The organism is Microbacterium atlanticum (genome assembly GCF_015277815.1).
Classification (GTDB): domain Bacteria; phylum Actinomycetota; class Actinomycetes; order Actinomycetales; family Microbacteriaceae; genus Microbacterium; species Microbacterium atlanticum.
The window spans coordinates 1,795,247-1,817,651 of sequence record NZ_CP063813.1 but is presented as its reverse complement, the minus strand read 5'-3'; the positions used below and the strand labels follow the sequence as shown (position 1 = coordinate 1,817,651).

Sequence of the window (22,405 nt, the reverse complement as noted above, 5' to 3'; positions counted from 1 at the left end):
CTCCGCCTCACAGGACGGGGTTAAAGGTTGCTGCGATCGTCGTCCATCCTACGGCACGACGAGGGCCGGCCCCGTACGGGGCCGGCCCTCGGGCAGCGGGTGCGGGATCAGCGCTTGGCCGCCGGGCCGTGCAGGACGCGGGATGCCACGACCAGCGCTGCGGCGATCAGCACGACGTTCTTGAAGATGTACTGACCGGTCAGCGTCGGGCCGACGGGCCCGAACACCTCGGCCGGCAGCAGCACGATCGGCGACAGGATGCCGACGAACGCGAGGCCCAGCACCACCAGGCCGATACGGGCGAGACGCCCGCCCGCGATGAGCAGGGCACCGGCGAGCACCTCGATGACGGCGGTCGCGATCAGCGCGGCCTGACCGCTCACCATGCCGAACGTGAGCTTCTCCCAGGTGGCGCTGACGAGTGCCTCGACGGGGCTCACGCCCGGGATGAGCTTGAGGGCGCCGAAGACGACGAAGACGGCTCCGAGTGCGATGCGCAGCGCGGAGATGCTCCAGCGCTGGAGCGAGACCTTGAGCGCGGCCTCCGCGCGCGCCTCGAGGACGACCAGGGTGCGCAGCGGGTTCTGGCGGCCGGTGGACGCGGGAACGACGCCGGCGGCGCCGTGGACGGGGACGGTGGTCATGGCGTGACTCCTTCGGGTTCGATCGCCCGCGACAGCGGGCACGGTGATCAGGACCCGATCCGCCGCGCGGTGATACGCGGACCCGGAGATTGACGCCGGTGCTACACACGCACCCGTATCGGAGTGCCGTCTTGTTGTAGAGGTCCTACAACAGGACGGCGTTCACTCCGATCACGCCGCGGGGGTCGTCGCCGCGCGGAAGAGATCGTCCTCGACCTGCGAGGCACGGATGGGGTGGCCCTGGCTGGTGAGGCACCTGCCGCTGGCGAGGTCCCACTTCCAGTCGTGCAGGGAGCAGGTGAGCACGCCGTCCTCGATCTTGCCGGTCTTGGTGAGATCGGCGCGCAGGTGCGGGCACCGCCGCTGCACGACCCAGTCGCCGAGCTGGGCGTCCTCGGTCTGGTCGGTCTGCTCGGCATACCAGTTCTCGACGTACTCGATGCGATCGCGGGAGAGGCACTTGAGGAACGTCGTCAGGAACTCGTTGAACTTGCCCGAGCGCCCGACCTCGAACTGCATCGACAGGAAGATCGAATTGGACCAGTCGATCTCGCGGTCCGCGATGTTGGTCGAGACGAGGTCGGCGGGGATCGTGTACCAGTAGATGCACTCCTCGCCGGCGTACTCGCGGACCTTCGCCTTGGGGAAGTCGACGACCATGTCGAGGTCGCCGATGCGGAAGCGCACCACGCCGCCCACGCCGTTGCGGATCGTGCGGGCCCGGCGCAGCAGCGGCTCCCACCACTCCTTCAGGGCCGCCAGCATCTCATCCGGCGGCAGGACCGGCGCGCGCGACGCCTCCTCAGCGCGGATCTCGTCCTGCCGGGAGTCGCGCTGCTCGGCGAGGTAGGACCACTTGTCATCGAAGATGCGGTCGATCTCGGCATCCGTGTACAGCGTCTGCGTGACCGAAAGCTCGCCGTCGTTCAGTTCCACCACGGTGCCCGGGAGGAACTCGTAGCCCTTCTGCTGCGGGCGCTCCGCCTTCATGTGACGGAGGAACTGCCGCTGGTCGGTGAAGATCGCATCGCCGTCGAGGCCGTGTCCGTTGTACGGGAACAGCTCTTCGCGCAGGAACATGGGCGGACCGGCCATCGGGAAGACATGCTCGGCGTCGACCTTCTCGATGTAGTACATCGCGCGCTTGTTCTGGGCATCGCGCTTGAGCTTGGCGAAGTTCTGCTTGGCGTCCTGCGGCAGGTCGTAGACCATCGGCCACCAGATCGCCCCCGACACCTGCGTGAAGTAGGCCTCGGGCTTGGAGAACGACATCAGCTTCTCGAGATCCAGCGGATGCGAGTCGTTCTGATTGAGGATGCTGGCCGTGCCGTCGTCGACCGACAGCGACGAGTCGCCGATCGGGCCGTCGCTCGGCGCGCGCAACGGCGTGACCATCACCTTGAGCTCGCCGAACTCGAGGGGCACGCCGGCCTGGGTGTAGACGATGTTGTCGTAGCCGAGCTTGCGCAGATCCTGCTCGAGGTCGTCGGTCGGGTACTCGGGGAGCAGCACCTTGATCCTCTTGGGCACGTACCGCTCCATCAGTGCCGGATCGAAGTGGTCCCGGTGGCGGTGCGAGACGTACAGGAAGTCGGCGTCGCCGTACTTCTCCCAGTCGAGGCCCCTGTTGTCGGGGAAGGGGAACCACGATCCGAAGAAGGTCGGCCCGATCACCGGGTCGCAGAGGATGCTTCCCCCCGCCGTCTCGATGAACATGCCGGCGTGGCCGAGGCCCGTGATGCGCATGGGTGTGTCCTCCTGTGTCGAACCAGACGATTCTAGGCGAGGGTCTTCCGAGGTGCTCGTCGCACGGCCGTGCCGGATCGGATCCGCCCGGGACGACCCCGCCTCACCTGTCGAAGAGCCCCCGGATGTCGTCAGCGGTCAGGGCCTGTCCGAAGAGGGCGTCGTCGTCCATGACCGAGCTGAACAGCCGCGCCTTGCGGCGTTGTAGCGCCATCACCTTCTCCTCGATGGTGTCGGATGCGATGAGACGGTAGACCAGGACGCTGCGGTGCTGGCCGATGCGGTGCGCGCGGTCCACCGCCTGCGCCTCGGCAGCGGGATTCCACCACGGATCGAGCAGGAAGACGTAGTCGGCCTCCGTCAGCGTGAGCCCGAACCCGCCGGCCTTCAGACTGATGAGGAAGACCGGCGCCTCGCCGCCGCGGAACGCCGCCACTGCAGCATCCCGGTCCCGCGTCGAGCCGTCGAGGTACGCGTACGGCACCCCGCGGCGCTCCAGTTCGGCGGCGACGAGGCCCAGGAAGGACGTGAACTGACTGAACACCAGCGCGCGGTGGCCCTCCGACAGCGCCTCGTCGAGCTGGTCGAAGAGCGCTCCGAGCTTGCTCGGCGCGATGTGGCTGTGGGCGCGGTCGACGAGCTCCGGCGCGAGGCTCAGCATCCGCAGCAGCGTGAGCGAGCGGAACACGATGAAGCGGTTGCGGTCGAGATCGTCGAGGAGCCCCAGCACCTTCTGACGCTCGCGCTGCAGCACGGTGTCGTAGAGCGCGCGATGCGCGGCTCCCAGCTCGACGCGCACCTCCTGCTCCTGCTTGGCGGGAAGCTCTGCGGCGACGAGCTCCTTGGTGCGTCGCAGCACGAGCGGGCGGATGCGCCGTCGCAGCCGCTCCAGGCGGGCGGCGCGGAAGGGGCCGCCCTCCTGATTCTCGGGCACCTTGCCGCTCTCGATCGGGCGGACGTACTCCTCCCGGAAGCGCCGCGCCGAGGGGAACAGGCCGGGCGCCGTGAGCGAGAGCAGCGCCCACAGCTCGGTGAGGCTGTTCTCCAGCGGTGTGCCGGTCACGGCGTAGACCACGTCGGCGGGCAGGTCGCGCACCGCCCGGTAGGCCTTGGTCCGGCTGTTCTTCACGAACTGCGCCTCGTCGAGGATGACCCCGGCCCACTCCACGTCGCGGAACTCGCGTTCGTTCAGCCGCAGCAGCGTGTAGGACGTCACGACGACGTCGGTCGCCTCGGCGGCTCCCGCCGCCGTCGGTCCCCGCTTCGCGCGCGTGGCCCCTACCACTCGAACTCTGAGCCCCGGGGCGAACCGCTCTGCCTCGGTCCGCCAGGTCGACACCACCGAGGTCGGCGCGACCACGAGGAACGGGCGGGCCTCGCCGCTCTCGCGGGCGTGCGCGATGAGCGCGAGCAGCTGAAGCGTCTTGCCGAGACCCATGTCGTCGGCGAGGATGCCGCCGAGCCGGTGGTGCCACAGAAAGCTCAGCCAGTCGTACCCGTCGCGCTGGTAGGGCCGCAGCTCGGCGTGGAGTCCTGCGGGCAGTGCGGTCTCCGGCACGCCGTCGGCGCGCCGGAGTCCTTCGACCGTGGCGCGCCACGCCACCGCGGGCTGCGCCTCGTCCGCGAGGTCCTCGAAGTCCGCCCACAACGCGGTCTGATACCTGCTGATACGGGGACCGGCCTCCCACTCCTCCAGCTCGCCCGCCTCTTCGATGAGCTCGCGGAGGCGGCGCAGGGAGGGATGCGCCAGGGAGAAGTAGGCGCCGTCGCTCAGGAGGATCTTCCGCCGACCGCGGGTCAGCGCGGTGAACAGCGTGCCGAACGGGATGCGCCGCCCGTCGATCGTCACGACCACCCCGAGGTCGAACCAGTCCGGATCCGCCGTCTCGACCGTGCGGACGTCGATCCGCGGGTCGCCCGTGAGCTCGCGGTACCGCGGTCGTCGGCCGGAGACCTCGATGCGGACGTCGGGCTCCTCCTCGAGCACCGGCAGCAGCCGTGAGGCGAACTCGGCGGCGTCGAGTCCCGCCAGCGAGCCCGACGAGGCGAACCCCACGGGTGCGTGCTCGTGCCAGAGGTCCTGCACGCGGGCACGGATGACGTTCTCGGCGTCCGCGTCGCGATCGTCGCCCGGGGCGTCGAGACCGAGCGGGTCGCCGTCTCCGTAACGCCACGCCAAGGTGTACACCAGCCGGTGGTCCGGCTCGAAGTGCACCCGCACCACCAGGTGCGGGCGCGGCGGTGCGGTCAGGGCGATCCCCGGCGCCTCCACGGTCACGCGACGCGCGATCCTCGGCAGGTGATCACGGACGAACTCGTCCGCCTCCTCTCGGGGAACGCGGACCGGGTCGCGGGCTGACAGCAGCGTGGGCACCGGGTCCGGGAGCGCGACCGGCGCGAGGACGAGCTCGATCCGATCGGGAGCGACCGCGAACCGGTAGACGCCCGTGCGTCCGACCGGACGCACCGCCGCGGCATCCGCCCGCTCCCCGTCGATCGTCACCACCGGGGCGACATCGAAGCCTCCTGCCGTCCGCAGGGCCCGGACGGCGACGGTCGCGCTGTCGGCGAGCGTCACGACGGTGCCGCGCTTGGTGGCCACGAGCGGGATGCCGCGCTCTGCCGCCGACCGCAGGTGCGGCCACAGCAGGCCCGACTCGATGTCGTCGAGCGTCAGCCACTCCGAGACGTCGGAGAAGGCACCGAAGGAGCGCACGTCACGGCCGATGCTGTGCAGCTCGGCGAACCAGCGGGCGTGTGCGGGGTCGAACCGCCCCCCGGGGCGGCGCAGCGCGTCCCACGAGACGCCGCCCTTGATCCACGCGTCGGAGCGGGACGAGCGCTGCAGCGGGCGCATTCCCACCAGCACATCGGCGCCGAACTGGTGCAGCCCGCGCGGTGTCGCCGTCTCCACGCGGGCAGGCGCCCACGTGGACGCGCCGCGATGGATGCGCTGGCGCAGCTCCAGCCCGAGCGCGAGCACGATCCCGTCGGTGCGCGCGGGGGGCGCGGGCGCGAACACCGCCCGCCAGGAGGTGCCGTCGTCGGGGGACGCCGCTGCCGCGGCGAGGCGATTGGCCGCCAGCAGCGTGGCGACGGTGTGCTTGCAGTCGAACTGCACCGGACAGGTGCAGGACGTCGCCGCGATCGGCCGATCGGCCCGCTGCGGATCGATCCGGACGCGGCAGCGATAGGAGCGTCCGCCGCCCCCCTCGACCGACGACTCGAGCACGCCGGCGCCCGCGTCCCATCTCAGCTGCTGCACGGCGCCGTCGGCGAAGTACGCCGCGCCGCGCACGTAGGAGCCGGCGTCGGTGAACGCGCGGATGTGCGAGGGATCGACGAACGGCGGGGTCACGGCATCCATCCTGGCAACCCCTCCGGACAGCCGGCCGGCCGGTCCCGCTCGCTCAGGACGCGCGGGCGATGCGGGCCAGGACGCCGTGGACGAACGCGCCGGAGTCGTCGGTCGAGTACTCCTTCGCGAGCTCCACCGCCTCGTCGATCGCGACGGCGGCGGGCACCTCGTCGTTGTACAGCAGCTCCCACGTGGCGATGCGCAGGACCGCGCGATCCACGGCGGGCATGCGCGCGAGCGACCAGTCTTTCGCGAATGTCGTGATCTGCTCGTCGATCGCGTCCTGGTTGTCGATCACCCCGTCGACGATCTCACGGGCGTACAGCCACGACGCCTGCCGCGCCGGCTCGCCGGCCGCGCGCCGGGCCTCCGCGGCGAGGATCACCGCCGGCTGGTCGCCGCGGACGTCGGCCTGGAAGAGGATGTCGAGCGCGCGCTTGCGCGCCTTCGAGCGGGAGCTCATGGTCGGCAGCCGGCGGCGTCAGTTGACGCGGCCGAGGTAGTCGCCCGTACGGGTGTCGACCTTGACCTTCGTGCCGGTCTCGAGGAACAGCGGGACCTGGATCTCATAGCCCGTCTCGACCGTGGCGGGCTTGGTGCCCGCCGAGGAGCGGTCGCCCTGCAGGCCGGGCTCGGTGTAGGTGATCTCGAGCACGACCGACGCGGGAAGGTCGATGTACAGCGGGTTGCCGTTGTTGAGGGCGATGGTCACCTGCTGGTTCTCCAGCAGGAAGTTCTTCGCGTCGCCCACCGTGGCGGCGGGAACCGTGATCTGGTCGTAGTCGCTGGTGTCCATGAACACGAAGCCGTCGCCGTCACTGTACAGGTAGGTGAAGTCGCGGCGGTCGACGTTCTCGATCTCGATCTTCGCGCCCGCGTTGTACGTCTTGTCGACGACCTTGCCGGTGACGACGTTCTTGAGCTTGGTGCGCACGAAGGCGCCGCCCTTGCCGGGCTTGACGTGCTGGAACTCCACGACGCTCCAGAGCTGCCCGTCGATGTTCAGGACGACGCCGTTCTTGATGTCTGCGGTGGATGCCATGAGGATGCGGGTCCGTTTCGTTGAAGTGAGGGAGGCCGCCCCTGCCCCGTCTGCGAGCGCCGGGGCCGGGCATGCCGACGGTCGATTCTACGGGATGCCTGCTCCCGCCCCGCCCGTCAGCCCTCGGCGTGGCCGGTGATGGCGTCGATCAGCAGGTCCACCGCCCGGCCGTACCCCGCCACGCCCTCACCCATCACGTGCACGACCGCGACGTCGGCGATGTACGAGTGGTGGCGGAACTCCTCGCGGGAGCGGATGTCGGAGATGTGCACCTCGGCGACCGGGAGCCCGACTCCGGACAGCGCATCGCGCAGGACGACCGAGGTGTGGGTGAGGCCTCCCGGGTTGATGACGATCCCGGCGCAGTCGTCGCGGGCCGCGTGGATCGCGTCCAGCAGCACGCCTTCGTGGTTGCTCTGCACCGCGCGGACATCGAAGCCGCGGCGGGCGGCGGCATCCGTCGTCAGGCGCTCCACGTCCGCGAGCGTCGCGGTGCCGTAGACGGCGGGCTCGCGGATGCCCAGGAGGTTGAGGTTCGGGCCGTTGACGAGGAGCAGGCGACGGGCGGCGGTCACGCGCCCACCCTACCGGCGTGCCGGCGTCCTCCCCGCGCGCGGGGTCAGAGCACCCGCTCCATCACGATCTCGGGTCCGATGGAGCTGGTGAAGCTGTCGCCGGTGGGTGCGAAGCCGTTGCGGCGGTACGCCGCCTGCGCGCGGGAGTTGTCGGCGTGCACGTCCAGGGTCAGGCGACGGATGCCGAGACCGGCGACCCACGCCGCCGCGGCGTCGAAGAGGGCGTCCACGGTGCCGGCGCCGCGCTGCTCGGGACTCACGTACACGCCCACCACGTCCGCGCGGGCGGTGTACACCGTGCGGCCGGTGTGATCGGTGGTCCCCGTGGCCCGGACGATGACGGTGGCGGAGCCCACCCACTCCCCGTCCACCTCGGCGATGAACTGGGCCGCCTCGTCGCCCGCCGAGGCGTGCAGCGCCCGGGCGCGCCAGAACTCGTCGTCGTGCGCCAGCTCCTGCTCGGGCGTGGTCAGGAACGCCATCGCGGCGTTCGGATCGCTGACCGCGCGGATCCGGAGGTCGCGCACGCGCGCCCACTCGTCCTCGCGGACGCGGCGCGCGAGCGGCGCCGTCACCCGGCGACCTCCTGATACGCCGCGTACAGCAGCGACTCGTCGGGCGCCTGCAGCACGGTGGGCTTGGCGATGTCGTCCAGCACGATGAATCGCAGCATGCCGCCGCGGCTCTTCTTGTCTCGCTGCATCGTCGCCTTCAGCTGCGGCCACGCGCCCGCGCGGTACGTCGTCGGCAGTCCGAGGGTGTGGAGGATGTCGCGGTGACGCTGCGCGGCGGCGTCCGGCAGGCGTCCGGCCAGTCGCGAGAGTTCCGCGGCGAAGACCATGCCCACCGAGATGGCGGCGCCGTGACGCCAGCGGTAGCGCTCGGCGTGCTCGATCGCGTGGCCGAGCGTGTGCCCGTAGTTGAGGATCTCGCGCAGATCCGCCTCGCGCAGGTCCTCTCCCACCACCCGCGCCTTCATGTCGATGGCGAGCTCGATCGTGCGCCGGAATGCCTCGCTGCGCGGGTCCACGGCGGCCTCGGCGTCGGCCTCGATGAGGTCGAGGATCTCGGGCGCCCAGATGAAGCCGGCCTTCACGACCTCGGCGTAGCCGGCGACCCGCTCGTTGCGCGAGAGGCTGTCCAGGAGGTCCAGGTCGCAGAGCACCGCGCGCGGCGCCCAGAACGCGCCCACCAGGTTCTTGCCCTCGGCGGTGTTCACGCCCGTCTTGCCGCCGACCGCCGCATCGACCATGGCGAGCACCGTCGTCGGCACCTGCACGACCTCGACGCCGCGCAGCCAGGTCGCCGCCACGAATCCGGCGAGGTCGGTCACCGCTCCTCCGCCGAACCCGACGACGGCGTCGGTGCGGGTGAAGTCGGCCTTGCCCATCACCTGCCAGCAGAACGCGGCGACCTCGATGCGCTTGCCGGCTTCGGCGTCGGGGATCTCCGCGAGCAGCACCTCGCGGTCTCCGATCAGCTGCGCGCGCAGCCGCTCGGCCTGTTCCGCGAGGGTCGGGGGGTGGATCACCAGCACCTTGCGGGCGGCGAGTGGCAGCGCCTCGCCGAGAGTCGACAGGATGCCGCGCCCCACGGTGATGTCGTAGCTCGCGTCGCCGCCCACGGCGATGGTCGTGGCATCCGTCATTCCGTCTCCTCCTCGTTCCTGCCGGCGGCGGCATCGGCCCCGTCGCCCCGCACCCAGGCCACCAGGGCGTTGACGACGTCCTGCATGGGCCCGCTCGACGTGTCGAAGACGACGTCGGCGAGCTCCTCGTACACCGGCCGGCGCTCGTCGTAGATCGCCGTCCAGCGCTGCATGGCGTCGTCGCCCTGCAGCAGGGGCCGGTGCGAGTCGCGCACCCGCCCGGCCACGACGCGCGGCGACACGGTCAGCAGCACGACCCGGTGGCGCGCCAGGTCGGAGCGCGTCTGCGGATGGGTGACTGCGCCGCCGCCCAGCGAGACGATCCCCCCGCCGCGAAGTCCCTCGACGACAGCTTCGCGCTCCAGAGCGCGGAAGTGCGCTTCGCCGTGCTCGGCGAAGAGCTGTTCGATCGGACCGTGCTCTCGCACCACTGCGGCGTCGGTGTCGAAGAACGGCACGCCCAGGGCGCGCGCCGCCTTCTTACCGATGCTGGACTTGCCTGCGCCCATCGGGCCGATCACCACGACGGGGTCATGAAGCGCCGCCATGTCAGAGCAGGCCGGCGTCGCTCTGCGCGGCCGTGCGCAGCTCCTCGGGAATCGCCGCGAGGTAGCCCTCGAGGTTGCGACGCGTCTCGGCGACGCTGTCGCCGCCGAACTTCTCCAGGACGACGCCTGCCAGCACGACCGCGACCATCGCCTCGGCGACGACGCCGGCCGCCGGCACCGCGCACACATCGGAGCGCTGGTGATGGGCGGAGGCGGAGTCGCCGGTGGTGACGTCGACGGTGCGCAGCGCGCGGGGCACCGTGGCGATCGGCTTCATGCCGGCCCGCACCCGCAGCACCGTCCCGGTGGACATGCCGCCCTCGGTGCCGCCCGCCTTGTCGCTGGAGCGCGTGATGCCGTGCTCCGCGGTGAACAGCTCGTCGTGGGCGGCCGACCCGCGGCGGCGGGTGGTCTCGAAGCCGTCGCCCACCTCGACGCCCTTGATGGCCTGGATGCTCATGAGCGCCTGCGCCAGCTTCGCATCCAGGCGGCGGTCCCAGTGGACGTGCGAGCCGAGCCCCGGCGGAAGTCCGTATGCGAGCACCTCGACGATGCCGCCGAGCGTGTCGCCGTCCTTGCGGGCGGCATCGACCTCGGCGACCATCGCCGCGCTCGTGGCGGGGTCGAAGCAGCGCAGCGGATCCGCGTCGAGGGCGCTGACGTCATCCGGTGCCGGCAGCGGCGCGCCCTCCGGCACGCGCACAGGACCGATCGACAGCGTGTGGCTGACCAGACGGATGCCGAGCTCCGCGAGGAACGCGCGGGCCAGTGCGCCCAGGGCGACGCGGGCGGCGGTCTCGCGGGCGCTCGCGCGCTCCAGGATCGGCCGGGCCTCGTCGAAGCCGTACTTCTGCATGCCCACGAGGTCGGCGTGGCCCGGACGCGGGCGCGTGAGTGCGGCGCCGCGACCGCGCGACTTCTCGGTCAGCTCGACCGGTTCGGCGCTCATCACCTCGACCCACTTGGGCCACTCGGTGTTGCCGATCCGCAGCGCGATCGGACTGCCGAGGCTCAGGCCGTGGACGACGCCGGACGAGATCGTCAGCTCGTCCTCCTCGAACTTCATGCGCGACCCGCGGCCGTAGCCGAGCTTGCGCCGGGCGAGATCCGCCTGGATTGCGGCGCGGGAGACGGGGACGCCGGCGGGAAGTCCCTCCATGATGGCGACGAGTTCGGGGCCGTGCGATTCGCCGGCCGTGAGCACGCGGAGCATTGCTCCAGTCTCCCACGCGAGGCGACGCCGTTACGCCGGACGCGGGTCGGCGAGGACGCCGCGCATCGCAGCGAGAGCCTCCCCCTCGCGCTCCAGTGGCGTGTCGGGATCCCCGTGACGGAAGATCCGGATCTGGAGCACGGCCTGGTGCAGCAGCATCCCGAGCCCGGAGCGCGCGGGCGCTCCGGCGCGCTCCCAGGCGTCGGACAGCGCGGTCGGCCAGTGCCCGTACACCACGTCCAGGAGCAGTCCGCCCGAGCGCGCGAGCACGTCAGCCGCGGCATCCGGAATCCGTGCGTCGCCGGGGAGCGTCGCGATGGTGAGTGCCACCGAGGGATGGGCGGATGTCTCCAGGGACGTGGCCGCGACCGTGACACCGAGCCGGCCGCCGAGCTCGACGATGGGCGCCGCTGCCTCAGGTCGGCGCGCCACGACGTCGACCTCGCGGGCGCCCAGCTCCGACAGCGCCACCAGCGCGGACGTCGCCGTGGCGCCCGCCCCGACGATCCGGGCGCGGGGGGCGGCGGTGATCCCGTCGTCGGCGAGCGCTCGCACGATGCCGCCGACATCGGTGTTGAACCCGCGGTGTCGGTCGTCGGCGGCGAGCAGCAGGGTGTTGACCGCACCCGTCAGCTCTGCGCGCCGGTCGCGCGTGGCGGCCGCGGCGAACGCGACGCCCTTGAGCGGCATCGTGAGCGACAGCCCGCGCCACGAACCGTCCAGCGCAGCGAGCTCCGCCGGGAACGAGGTCTCGTCGACACGGCGGCGACCGTACGCCCAGTCGAGGCCGAGCACCGCGTACGCGGCGGCGTGCAGCTGCGGCGAGCGGCTGTGCGCGATGGGGTCGCCCCACACCTCCAGGCGCGACGCGCCCCCGGTCAGCACCCCGCGTCCGGGTTGTCGGCGCACCACTGCTGCCACTGGTCGACGTAGCGCAGGTGTTCGCGGTAGGTCTCGGTGAAGATGGTCTCGCCGGTGTTCAGGTTCACGGTCACGAAGTACAGCCACGGGCCGTCGGCGGGGTTCATCGCCGCATTGATGGCGACGTCGCCCGGATTGGAGATCGGCCCGACCGGGAGGCCGGCGTTGACGTACGTGTTCCAGGGGTTCGGGTCGTTCTGCGCCGCCTCGGAGGTGCTCACGGCGAGACCCACCTCGCCCGCGCCGTACTGGGCCGTCGAGTCCATCTGCAGGAGGCCGAAGGTCTCCTGGTTCGACGGGTCGAGGCGATTCAGGATGACGCGGGACACCTTCTGCATCTCGTCCTCCACCCGCACCTCGCGCTGGATGATCGACGCGATGGTGAGGACGCGCTGGCGGTCGCCCTCGGGCACGCCCGCGGCATCGAGGGACTGCTTCGTGCGGTCGACGAGCGTCTGGATGGCCGATTGGGCCGTGACGCCGGGGTCGAACGTGTAGGTCGCGGGGAACAGCCATCCCTCGAGCGGCTGACCGCCGGCCGCCACGACGGCAGGGTCGATGGGCACGCCGTACACCGACGGGTCGGCGATCGCCGCCTGGAACTCCTCGAGGGGGATCCCGGTGCCCTCGGCGAGCCGCTCGAGGGTGCCCTCCACGGTGTAGCCCTCGGGGATCGCCGCGGTGTACTCCTGCTTGTTCGCGGGGTCCAGCAGCGCGGCGAGGGCGGCCGCGCTCGTCATCTGCTTCTGGAGCTTGTAGACGCCCGGCTGGAAGTTCGGGTTCTGCGCGGTGTCGATGAGGTAGTCGTAGAACGCGTCGGGGGTCTTGGTCACGCCGGCGTCGAACAGCGACTGCGAGATCGGCGACCCGGTGTCCCCCGCGGCGATCGTCACGAGCGCCTCGCCGGTGGCCAGGCCCTCTTCGAAGTCCTTGGGCTCCTCCCACCCCATCACCTCGCGGATCTTGTCCTCGTATGTGTTCCACGCCCACAGTCCGCCGGCGGCGATGCCGCCGAGCATCGCGAGCACGATCCCGAGCACGATCCATCCCGCGAGGCGCCGCCGCGTGCGGTTGACGGGGGGCGGCACATCGCCGATGTCGTCCGTCGAGGTGGAACCGCTGAACAGATCCTCGAGGGTCCCGCCGGCGAAGCCGCCGTTCGGCTGATCGACGCGGGGGGCCGTCGGCCGCGCCGCCGGTGCGGAAGCCGTGCCGTCTGCGGTGCCGCGTCCGTACGTCATCGCCGGGGCGACCGCCGCTCCCGCGAAGATCCACGGATCGTCCTCGGCTGCCTCCGCTGTGCTCGCCCGACCGGTCGGCCGGGGCGCGCGCGAGGACACCGGCGGGAAGCCCTCGTCGAGGGGAGCGGGCTCCGGGGACGCCGGGCGAGCGGACTGCGGCGGCTGCGCGGGGGTGGCGCCGGTGGCCGCCTGGCGGGCTGCGGCCTCGCGGGCGGCGCGACGCGACGGGGGGATCGCTTCGCCGTCAGGCGATGAGTCGGACATCAGGCGGGCTCCTGGGGGACGATGGTTCCGGGCGGACGGCCGGTGCTCTTCTCGACGTCGAGGGCTTGCTGGAGCAGGACGACCGCGGCGACCTGGTCAACGATGGTACGCGACGAACGCTGGGATCTGCCCGAACTGCGCAGCGCCGCGTGAGCGGACACGGTCGACAGCCGCTCGTCCACGAGCCTCACCGGGCGCTCGGATGCCGCCGCCACCGCCGCGGCGAACTCCCGCGCGTCACGGGTCGATGCGGTGTCCTCGCCCTGCATGTTCAGCGGCAGGCCGACGAGCACCTCCAGTGCCGCGTGCTCGTCGGCGAGGGCCACGATCCGCGCGACGGACGCGTCGTCGCGCGGCACGGTCTCCACCGGCGTCGCGAGCAGACCGTCGGGGTCGCAGGAGGCCACGCCCACGCGGGCCCTGCCCACGTCGACGCCGAGCCGTCTGCCCCTGCGGAACCCGCTCATGCCTGGACGCCGCTCACGCGGCGAGCGCGTCCTTCACGGCGGCGAGCGCCGCCGGCAGGGACGCGGCATCCGCTCCCCCGCCCTGGGCGACGTCGTCACGTCCTCCGCCACCGCCGCCCAGCACGCCCGCGGCGCCCTTCGCGAGCACTCCGGCCCGGGCACCCGCGGCGCGCGCGGCGTCGTTGGTGGCGACGATCACGACCGGGCGCTCGTTGACCACGGCACCGAGGGCGACGACCGCTGCGTCGGATCCGAGCCTCTCGCGCACCTGCAGGGCGAGCGAGCGCACATCGTCGGCTGACGCGGCGGTGCCGAGCGACTCGGCGACGACCAGCGTGTTCCCGATGCGGGTGGCCGCGCCGGCGAGCGCCGGCAGGCGATCGCCGAGCGCCTTGGACTCGAACGCGGCGATCTTCTTCTCCGCCGCCTTGAGACTGGCCTGAAGCTCCGCGATGCGGGCGGGAAGCTGCTCTCGCGGCGCCTTGAGCGACGCGGTGAGCTGCGAGACCAGGGCTCGCTCCGCGGCGAGCGAGCGGAAGGCATCCAGGCCGACGAGCGCCTCGACGCGGCGGTTGGAGGCGCCGACCGAGGACTCGCCGACGAGGCTGATCAGCCCCACCTCGGCGCTCGTGGACACGTGCGTGCCCGCGCACAGCTCGCGCGACCACGGACCGCCGATGTCGACCATGCGCACGGTGTCGCCGTACTTCTCGCCGAACAGCGCCATTGCCCCGAGCGCCTTGGCCTCGTCCAGCGGGAGCACGCGCGTGGTCACCTCGAGGTTGTCGCGCACCGCGTTGTTCGCGATCTCCTCGATCTCGGACTTCGTCTGGTCGGACAGCGACTGCCCCCACGAGAAGTCGAACCGCATGTAGCCGGCGCGGTTGAGTGAACCGGCCTGCGTGGCCGTCTTGCCGAGGGTGTCGCGCAGCGCGGCGTGCACGAGGTGGGTTGCAGAGTGCGCCTGGCGCGCGGCACGGCGGTTGGCGGCATCCACCACCGACGTGGCCGGCTGCCCGACGCCGACCTCTCCCGTGGAGACCTCGACGGTGTGGCTCACCAGGCCCGGCACGGGCTTCTGCACGTCGAGCACCTCGAGCTCGTAGCCGGGGCCGACGATCACGCCCTTGTCGGCGACCTGACCGCCCGACTCGGCGTACAGCGCCGTCTCGGCGAGGATGACCTCGGCGATCTGGCCGGCCTGTGCGCGGTCGACCGAGAGGCCGTCCACGAGGATCCCGAGCACGCGCGACTCGGTCTCGAGGTCGGTGTACCCGGTGAACACCGTCTCCCCGAGGGCGCGAAGGTCGCGGTACACGCTGGTGTCGGCGAGCTGACGCTTGCGGGCGCGGGCGTCGGCCTTGGCCCGAGCACGCTGCTCCTGCATGAGTCCGTCGAACGCGACACGGTCGACGGAGAGCCCGGCCTCCTCGGCGATCTCGAGGGTGAGGTCGATCGGGAAGCCGTACGTGTCGTGCAGCAGGAACGCCTCGTCGCCGGGGATGGACGTCCCCCCGGCGGCCTTGGTCGCGCGGAGCGAGTCCTCGAGGATCGCCTCGCCGGCGGCGAGCGTGCGCAGGAAGGTGGCCTCTTCGGCGAGGGCGTACTGCGAGATGCGGGCCCAGTCGGTCTGGACGACGGGATAGGCGTCCTTCATCGCGTCGCGGGAGGCCGCGAATAGGTCGGCGAACGTCGGACCGTCGACCCCGAGGAGACGCATCGACCGGATGACCCGGCGCATCAGGCGTCGGAGGATGTAGCCGCGGCCGTCGTTGGACGGCGTCACGCCGTCCGACAGCAGCATGAGCGAGGAGCGCACGTGATCGGCGACCACGCGAAAGCGCACGTCGTCGTCGTGGTCGGCGCCGTAGGTGCGGCCCGAGAGCGCGACGGCCCGGTCGAGCACCGGGCGCACCTGGTCGGTCTCGTACATGTTGTCGACGCCCTGCTTGATGAACGCGATGCGCTCCAGGCCCATCCCGGTGTCGATGTTCTTGTTCGGCAGCTCCCCCACGACGTCGAAGTCGTACTTCGAGCGGACGTTCGTGATCTCGTACTGCATGAACACGAGGTTCCAGATCTCGACGTACCGGTCGTCGTCGGTGGCGGGGCCGCCGTCGATGCCGTACGCGGGGCCGCGGTCGAAGAAGATCTCCGAACAGGGACCCGCCGGGCCGGGCAGGCCGGTGCTCCAGTAGTTGGTGTCCTTGCCCAGCCGCTGGATGCGCTCCTCCGGGAGGTCGGTGAGCCGCAGCCACAGGTCGTGGGCCTCGTCGTCCTCCTCGTAGACGGTGACCCAGAGATCCTTCGCGTCGAAGCCCAGGCCTCCGTCGGCCTCAGAGGCTGTGAGGAGCTCCCACGCGTAGCGGATGGCCCCTTCCTTGAAGTAGTCGCCGAACGACCAGTTGCCGAGCATCTGGAAGAAGGTGCCGTGACGAGGGGTCTTGCCGACCTCCTCGATGTCGTTCGTGCGGATGCACTTCTGGTTGTCCGCCGCGCGCGGGTACGGGGCGGGCACGTCGCCCGACAGGTACGGGATGAAGGGGACCATGCCGGCCACGGTGAACAGCAGCGCCGGGTCGTCGGTCACCAGCGACGCCGACGGGACGATGGTGTGGCCGTTCTTGTCGAAGTAATCGAGGAAGCGCTGGGCGATCTCGGCGGTCTTCATGCGGGTCCTTGGCTGTCGTGCGGGGCGTGCGGGGAGGAGGGATGCGCGATGTCCCAGGGGTGCGCGCGGTGGCCGCGCGTCAGTCCGCGAGCTTGCGGGCCGCGGTCTGCGCCGAGTCGAGGGCGTCGGATGCCGCGGCGGCGGCCGTGCCGGCGGCCTCGGCGGCAGCATCCCGCACATCGTCGACGATGTCGGCGAATCGGGCCTCCTGCTCGCGATACGCGTCGCCGATGCGGTCGGTGAACTCCGTGATGCGGGCGTCGACCTCGGCGAGGATCTCGTGGCCGCGCGGGTCCTTGTTGACCAGGTGCGCGAGGACGAATCCGGCGGCGATGCCGAGCAGGAACCACAGGAGCTTCATGTCACCACTTCCTCGCAGGCCGCCGGGGCGCGGCATCCCCCCATCGTATGCGTGTCTCGATGCGTTCGCTGGCGCGTCCCGCCGGACGACGAAGGGCGCCGGGTCGCCCCGACGCCCTTCGTGCGACCGTGTTACCGGGCCGCGTAGTACTCGACGACGAGCTGGACGTCGCAGACCACGGGGACCTCGGCGCGCTTGGGGCGACGCACGAGACGGGCCTGGAGCTTGTCGAGCTCGACCTCGAGGTAGGCCGGAACCGGGGGCAGGACGTCGGCGTGACCGCCGGCGGCTGCCACCTGGAAGGGCTCGAGGCCCTCGCTCTTGCCCTTGACGTGGATCAGCTGACCCGGCTTCACGCGGAACGACGGGCGGTCGACGAGCTGGCCGTCCACAAGGATGTGGCGGTGCACGACGAGCTGACGCGCCTGCGCGGTGGTGCGGGCGAAGCCGGCGCGGAGCACGAGGGCGTCCAGACGCATCTCGAGCTGCTCGACCAGGTTCTCACCGGTCAGGCCCTGGGTGCGGCGGGCCTCGTTGAACTGGATGCGCAGCTGCTTCTCGCGGATGCCGTACTGCTCGCGCAGACGCTGCTTCTCGCGCAGGCGGACGGCGTAGTCGCTGTCGGCCTTGCGCTTGGTGCGGCCGTGCTCGCCCGGAGCGTACGGACGCTTCTCGAGGTAGCGGGCGGCCTTGGGGGTGAGCGCGACGCCAAGGGCGCGCGACAGACGGACCTTGCGGCGGTCCTGGGACTTCGTAGCCACGAAGTGTTCCTTTCGATGACGCTGCCGTGTCTTTCACGGCTCGCGGACGTATCGCCCTGTCTCCGCCCTGTCCGGACTGCACGCCGGGGCATGCCGGAAGGTAGGTGTAGAAGAGAGGGGATGCCCGAAAACGCAGTTTCGAGCCGCTCAAGCCTACCAGACGCCGGGCGAGCTCCTCATGAGAGCGCGATCACCAGCGCCGCGGCGGCGAGCACGACGCACACCGGGGTCATCGTCACGCGCTCGGCCCGACTGCGCGAGATGCCGTTCATCACGATCCCGACGGCGAAGTACGCGAACAGCACCCACGTCAGGATGCGGACGAGAAGGCTGTCGCTGCCGGGCAGAATGTCCGCGCGGCTGAGCAGCACAGCGGCGAAGCCGGCGTAGAGCAGGACGGAAGCCGTGCTGGCGACGCGCAGCCGACGGGGCAGCACGCGATGCGTCCCGCCCCACACCAATCGTCCCCACGGAGCGCCTGCTGCCACGCAGATCTGCAGGACGGCGAGGGTGGCGAGCATGAGGCAGGCGACGAGCGCGGCGACGGTCGCGAGGGTCATCGGGCTATCTCCACACGAAGACCGCAAGGAGGAAGACGGCGTACGTGATCCCGGCTGCGATCGCGAGCACGTTCGACAGCCGGCTCCACTTCGCGCGCACCGTCGCGATCGCAAAGGCGATCGCCAACAGCACCCACACCAGTGTGTGACCGCCCTCGATCACCACGGCGCGCAGCCCTGTCGCCTCGGGGACCTCGACCCCGTCGCCGACGCCCGCGAAGACGACAGCCACGACGAGGGCGACGGCCGCGGCTGCGCCGAAGAGCACGCGTGCCCGGTTCGCCTGCTGCTTCTGACTCATCGCCACTCCCCCATGTCGTCGATCCACTCGCGCATCAGCGCGTGCGAGCGCAGCCCGTACTCGAGCGTCGCGCGCTGGAACGTGAAGACGTGCCGTGAGGCGTCGTCGAGACCAGCGGCCTGCGCATCCACCTCCGCCGCCAGCGTCTCCAGCGTCGCGCGTGAGCTGTCGATGTGCTCACGGATGCTGCGGAGCACGGCGGTGCGGTCGGCCGGCGCCTCGAGCCGCCCGAGGAGGAACACCTTCGCGAGGACGGTGGTCTCCGCATCCGTTCCATCCGGGATGGGGGCGAGCATGAACGCGCGCCAGCGCTCGCGACCGTCGTCGGTGATCCGGTGGACCTTGCGGCCGCGACGGCTGCCGTCGGCCTCGGCGACGACCACGGCGCCGTCCGTGACGAGGCGCTGCAGAGCGCGCTGGATGCTGCCGGAGCTGGCGCTGTAGAACAGCGAGATGCCTGCGGCGAACCGCTTCTGCAGGTCGTACAGCGACAGCGGCCCGCCGAGCAGCAGGCCGAGGATCACGAATTGCATCGGCGCCTCCGGGGTCGACGCCAAGGATATCCCCTTGAGGGATATTCATCTACCTTTGAGGGATATCCGTCATCCGCCGTCGAGGATGCGCCGGATCTTCTCCAGGCGCGCCTGGACGTCGCGCTCGGCACCGAGCGCTTTGGGCTCGTAGTACCGCCGACCGCGCAGCTCGTCGGGCAGGTACTGCTGAGGTGAGACCCCGATCTCGGTGTCGTGCGGATAGACATACCCCTTGCCGTGCCCGAGGCGCTTGGCACCCGGGTAGTGGGCGTCGCGCAGGTGCACCGGCACGCGCCCGAAGCCACCGGCACGCACATCCGCGATCGCCTTGTCGATCGCGAGATACGCGGCATTGGACTTCGCCGTCGTCGCGAGGTAGGCCGTCGCCTCCGCCAGCGGGATGCGTCCCTCCGGCATCCCGATCAACTGCACCGCGTCGGCGGCGGCCACCGCGATCGGAAGGGCCTGCGGATCGGCCAGCCCGATGTCCTCGGCGGCCGAGATGATCAGGCGGCGGGCGATGAACCGGGGGTCCTCGCCTGCCTCCACCATGCGGGCGAGGTAATGCATGGCGGCATCGACGTCCGAGCCGCGGATCGACTTGATGAACGCGCTGATGACGTCGTAGTGCTCGTCGCCCTGCCGGTCGTAGCGCAAGAGCGCCCGGTCCACGGCCTGGGAGACGTGCTCGACCGTGATCTCGGCGAGGGCTTCGGCGTCGGCGTCTTGGTCGTCGTCCTCGTCCGGGACGGCGAGGGAGGCGGCGGCCTCCAGCGCGGTCAGGGCACGCCTGGCGTCGCCGGACGCCAGGCGCACGATCGCATCGCGGGCCTCGTCCCCCAGCACCACCGCGCCGGACAGCCCGCGCGGATCGGACACCGCGCGATCGAGCAGCAGGCGCAGGTCGTCGTCGGTGAGCGGCTTGAGCGTGAGCAGCAGCGAGCGTGACAGCAGCGGCGAGATGACCGAGAAGGACGGGTTCTCCGTCGTCGCGGCGATCAGGACCACCCAGCCGTTCTCGACGCCGGGAAGGAGGGCGTCCTGCTGCGCCTTGGTGAACCGGTGGATCTCGTCGAGGAAGAGGATCGTGGACTGGCCGTACAGATCGCGCTGGGTGAGCGCCTCCTGCATCACCTCGCGGACGTCCCGCACTCCCGCCGTGACGGCGGACAGTTCGACGAAGCGCCGGCCGGACGAGCGGGCGATCGCCTGGGCGAGCGTCGTCTTGCCGGTGCCCGGCGGACCCCACAGGATGACGGAGGTCGCCGCGCGGGCGGCCGCGTCGGGATTGGCGAGCGTCACCAGGGGCGACCCCGCCCGCAGCAGATGCGACTGCCCCGCCACCTCGTCCAGCGAGGTGGGCCGCATGCGGACCGCGAGGGGGGTGAGCCCCTGGAAGAGCGCGGTCGGACTGGTCACCGTCCCAGGCTATCCCCGGGCGCCGACGGCGGGGCCCGCGGCGTTTTGGCGCCCGACGCGGGTGCCCGTAGGATCAACCCGCCCGGGGCGCGGCCCCGCGAGTGCCGCACGGCCGGTCCGGTCCGAGGCGGACGACTCAGCGCTCCCCTGCGGGGCGGCAGGCGACGAGGCGAACGAGGAGGTCCCCGTGGCGACCGGTGGCAAGGACCGCGGCACACGTGCGGCGAAGGAGCGCGCGCGGCTGTACCAGGCGCGGCAGGAGTTCCATCAGGGTCAGGCCCGTCGGCGACGCCGCGACAACCTCGTCGCCGGCATCGCCGGCGGCGCTCTCGTGCTCGTCCTCATCGGCGCACAGACGCTCTACTTCGTCGCCGGGCCGGGTGCGCCCGCGCCGTCTCCGGCGACGACGTCGACGCCGGCACCCACGCCCGCGCCGACCGAGCCCGCACCGCAGCCGACGCCCACGACCACGTCCGAGCCCACCCCCAGCCCCAGCGCGTCCTGACGAGAGCCGGGTCGGGGCCGGCGAGACCATCGGAGTCCGGCATCCGCCGTACTAGGCTTTAGCCGTCCTACTCCCTACAGACGGCGCGAGCCGCGATGAGGTGCATCCCGTGACTGCCGCAGCAGACTTCCAGCCCGAGACCGACGCCGCCGAGGACATCGCCGGCGGAGAACACGAGAACCCCGCCGCGGCCGCCGAAGCCGCCGACGCCGGCGAGAGCAGTCTCGAGGAGACGGATGCCGCGGCAGCCCCCGCCGGCACCGACCTCACCCCTCCCGACTCCCTCACGTCGGCCGACGAGTCCGAGGGCTCCACGGTGGCCGAGGCTGGGGATGCCGGGTCCGCGGGCGCCGAGCCGGCGCAGGCCACCTCCGAGCCGTCCTCGGACGAGCCGTGGGGTCGCGTGGACGAGGACGGAACGGTCTCGGTCCGCGAGGCGACCGGATGGCGCGTTGTGGGGCAGTACCCGGACGGCTCGGCCGAGGAGGCCCTCGCCTACTTCGAGCGCAAGTACGCGGACCTGGCCGGCGAGGTGACGCTCCTGGAGGTGCGCCACCGCCGCGGGGGCGCCTCGGCGTCTGATCTGCGGGCCACCGCGCGCACCGTCAACGGCAAGCTCGAGCACGCCGCCGCGGTCGGCGATCTCGCGAGCCTGGTCGCCCGCGTGGCGGCGCTCACCGAGACGCTCGCGGCGGAGTCGGAGAGCGAGGCTCTCGCCGCCCGAGCGGCCGTCGAGGACGCCGTCCGGGCGCGCACCGAGCTCGTCGAGAAGGCCGAGGCCCTGGCCGCGCGCGACCCCAAGACGGTGCAGTGGAAGCAGGCCACCGCCGAGCTCAACTCGCTGTTCGAGCAGTGGCAGTCGCAGCAGCAGAGCGGGCCGCGCCTGCCGAAGTCCACCGCGCAGCAGCTCTGGAAGAGGTTCCGTGACGCGCGTGCGACGGTCGACAAGCACCGTCGCGCCTTCTACGCGGAGCTCGACGAGGCGCACAAGGGCGTCCGCGACCGCAAGACCCGTCTGGTCGAGAAGGCCGAGGCGCTGTCGTCCAAGGGCGAGGACGGCATTCCCGCCTACCGAGAGCTGCTGGATGAGTGGAAGACCGCCGGAAGGGCAGGCAAGAAGGTCGACGACGCGCTGTGGGCGCGCTTCAAGGCCGCCGGTGACGCCCTCTACGGCGCGCGGATCGAGCGCGAGGCCGCCGATGCCGAGGCGTCGCGCGAGAAGATCGAGCTCAAGCGGGGGCTGCTCGAGGAGGCGAAGGCGGTCGGCGACGAGCGCGACATCGCGAAGGCTCGATCGATCCTCACGGGCATTCAGCGTCGCTGGGACGAGATCGGGCGGATCTTCCCCCGCGACACCGAACGCTCCCTCGACGATGAGCTGCGCCGCGTCGAGAACGCGCTGCGCACCCGCGAGGATGCCGACTGGAAGCGCAACGACCCCGAGCAGAAGGCGCGCGCCAACGACATGACCCGGCAGCTCACCGACGCGATCGAGAAGCTCGAGGACGAGCTGGCGGCCGCGAAGAAGTCGGGTGACAAGCGTGCCATCGCCGACGCCACCGAGGCGCTGGAGGCGCGCCGCTCCTGGCTGAAGGCCCTGGGCGGCTGATCCGCCGCGCCCGCAGCG

At 71.5% G+C, this 22,405-nt stretch carries 22 protein-coding genes; 2 read left to right on the top strand and 20 right to left on the bottom strand.

Translation table 11 applies throughout. The features are described 5' to 3' along the window. Nucleotides 1-107: 107 nt before the first annotated feature. The 20 genes from IR212_RS08180 to IR212_RS08085 form a co-directional block, all read right to left on the bottom strand. Nucleotides 108-644, bottom strand: a complete 537-nt coding sequence (locus IR212_RS08180; RefSeq protein ID WP_194398402.1) for a DoxX family protein — start codon at nt 642-644, stop codon at nt 108-110. A gap of 171 nt (nt 645-815) precedes the next feature. Next, the gene (locus IR212_RS08175; protein WP_194398401.1) at nt 816-2,390 is read right to left on the bottom strand and encodes a Rieske 2Fe-2S domain-containing protein; all 1,575 of its coding nucleotides are present in this window, start codon (nt 2,388-2,390) and stop codon (nt 816-818) included. 103 nt (nt 2,391-2,493) lie between these two features. Further along, nucleotides 2,494-5,757 (bottom strand): SNF2-related protein, encoded by a 3,264-nt coding sequence (locus tag IR212_RS08170; protein ID WP_194398400.1) that lies wholly within the window; start codon nt 5,755-5,757, stop codon nt 2,494-2,496. Nucleotides 5,758-5,800: 43 nt separating this feature from the next. Then, on the bottom strand, nt 5,801-6,211 hold the full coding sequence (gene nusB, locus IR212_RS08165; protein WP_194398399.1) for a transcription antitermination factor NusB: 411 nt from the start codon (nt 6,209-6,211) through the stop codon (nt 5,801-5,803). A gap of 18 nt (nt 6,212-6,229) precedes the next feature. Further along, a complete protein-coding gene (gene efp / locus IR212_RS08160; RefSeq protein ID WP_194398398.1) occupies nt 6,230-6,790 on the bottom strand; it encodes an elongation factor P in 561 nt (186 codons plus the stop codon). Between the two features lie 116 nt (nt 6,791-6,906). Further along, the gene (locus IR212_RS08155; protein ID WP_194398397.1) at nt 6,907-7,365 is read right to left on the bottom strand and encodes a type II 3-dehydroquinate dehydratase; all 459 of its coding nucleotides are present in this window, start codon (nt 7,363-7,365) and stop codon (nt 6,907-6,909) included. 44 nt (nt 7,366-7,409) lie between these two features. Next, a complete protein-coding gene (locus tag IR212_RS08150; RefSeq protein WP_194398396.1) occupies nt 7,410-7,940 on the bottom strand; it encodes a GNAT family N-acetyltransferase in 531 nt (176 codons plus the stop codon). Then, on the bottom strand, nt 7,937-9,013 hold the full coding sequence (gene aroB, locus IR212_RS08145) for a 3-dehydroquinate synthase (protein WP_194398395.1): 1,077 nt from the start codon (nt 9,011-9,013) through the stop codon (nt 7,937-7,939). Before aroB ends, IR212_RS08150 begins: the two co-directional genes overlap by 4 nt. After that, on the bottom strand, nt 9,010-9,561 hold the full coding sequence (locus tag IR212_RS08140; RefSeq protein WP_194398394.1) for a shikimate kinase: 552 nt from the start codon (nt 9,559-9,561) through the stop codon (nt 9,010-9,012). The genes aroB and IR212_RS08140 overlap by 4 nt, the downstream gene beginning before the upstream one ends. A 1-nt stretch (nt 9,562) precedes the next feature. Further along, nucleotides 9,563-10,774, bottom strand: coding sequence for a chorismate synthase (gene aroC, locus IR212_RS08135; RefSeq protein WP_194398393.1), 1,212 nt, complete (start codon nt 10,772-10,774; stop codon nt 9,563-9,565). A gap of 30 nt (nt 10,775-10,804) precedes the next feature. Beyond that, entirely contained in the window at nt 10,805-11,686 is an 882-nt protein-coding gene (locus IR212_RS08130; protein ID WP_228479547.1) for a shikimate dehydrogenase family protein, read from the bottom strand. After that, nucleotides 11,653-13,200: an endolytic transglycosylase MltG gene (gene mltG, locus IR212_RS08125; RefSeq protein ID WP_194398392.1), complete on the bottom strand. Its 1,548-nt coding sequence runs from the start codon at nt 13,198-13,200 to the stop codon at nt 11,653-11,655. The genes IR212_RS08130 and mltG overlap by 34 nt, the downstream gene beginning before the upstream one ends. After that, complete coding sequence (gene ruvX, locus IR212_RS08120; protein WP_194398391.1) at nt 13,200-13,667, bottom strand: Holliday junction resolvase RuvX; 468 nt, start codon at nt 13,665-13,667, stop codon at nt 13,200-13,202. Before ruvX ends, mltG begins: the two co-directional genes overlap by 1 nt. 13 nt (nt 13,668-13,680) lie before the next feature. Beyond that, entirely contained in the window at nt 13,681-16,338 is a 2,658-nt protein-coding gene (gene alaS / locus IR212_RS08115; protein WP_194398390.1) for an alanine--tRNA ligase, read from the bottom strand. Between the two features lie 79 nt (nt 16,339-16,417). Next, nucleotides 16,418-16,699, bottom strand: coding sequence for an ATPase (locus IR212_RS08110; RefSeq protein WP_194398389.1), 282 nt, complete (start codon nt 16,697-16,699; stop codon nt 16,418-16,420). Between the two features lie 131 nt (nt 16,700-16,830). Further along, entirely contained in the window at nt 16,831-17,460 is a 630-nt protein-coding gene (gene rpsD, locus IR212_RS08105; RefSeq protein ID WP_194398388.1) for a 30S ribosomal protein S4, read from the bottom strand. A 176-nt stretch (nt 17,461-17,636) separates the two neighbouring features. Continuing rightward, nucleotides 17,637-18,020, bottom strand: coding sequence for a hypothetical protein (locus IR212_RS08100; protein WP_194398387.1), 384 nt, complete (start codon nt 18,018-18,020; stop codon nt 17,637-17,639). A gap of 4 nt (nt 18,021-18,024) precedes the next feature. Next, nucleotides 18,025-18,321 (bottom strand): hypothetical protein, encoded by a 297-nt coding sequence (locus tag IR212_RS08095; RefSeq protein WP_194398386.1) that lies wholly within the window; start codon nt 18,319-18,321, stop codon nt 18,025-18,027. Next, nucleotides 18,318-18,878 (bottom strand): PadR family transcriptional regulator, encoded by a 561-nt coding sequence (locus IR212_RS08090; protein WP_228479546.1) that lies wholly within the window; start codon nt 18,876-18,878, stop codon nt 18,318-18,320. Before IR212_RS08090 ends, IR212_RS08095 begins: the two co-directional genes overlap by 4 nt. A 45-nt stretch (nt 18,879-18,923) precedes the next feature. Next, nucleotides 18,924-20,222 carry a replication-associated recombination protein A gene (locus IR212_RS08085; protein WP_194398593.1) on the bottom strand — a complete coding sequence of 433 codons (1,299 nt, stop codon included), beginning with the start codon at nt 20,220-20,222 and terminating at the stop codon, nt 18,924-18,926. A gap of 238 nt (nt 20,223-20,460) precedes the next feature. Between IR212_RS08085 and IR212_RS08080 the strand changes: the two genes are divergently transcribed. Together IR212_RS08080 and IR212_RS08075 are read left to right on the top strand one after the other, a co-directional pair. Continuing rightward, nucleotides 20,461-20,778: a dioxygenase gene (locus IR212_RS08080; protein ID WP_194398385.1), complete on the top strand. Its 318-nt coding sequence runs from the start codon at nt 20,461-20,463 to the stop codon at nt 20,776-20,778. 109 nt (nt 20,779-20,887) lie between these two features. Next, nucleotides 20,888-22,387, top strand: a complete 1,500-nt coding sequence (locus tag IR212_RS08075; RefSeq protein ID WP_228479544.1) for a DUF349 domain-containing protein — start codon at nt 20,888-20,890, stop codon at nt 22,385-22,387. Nucleotides 22,388-22,405: the final 18 nt, after the last annotated feature.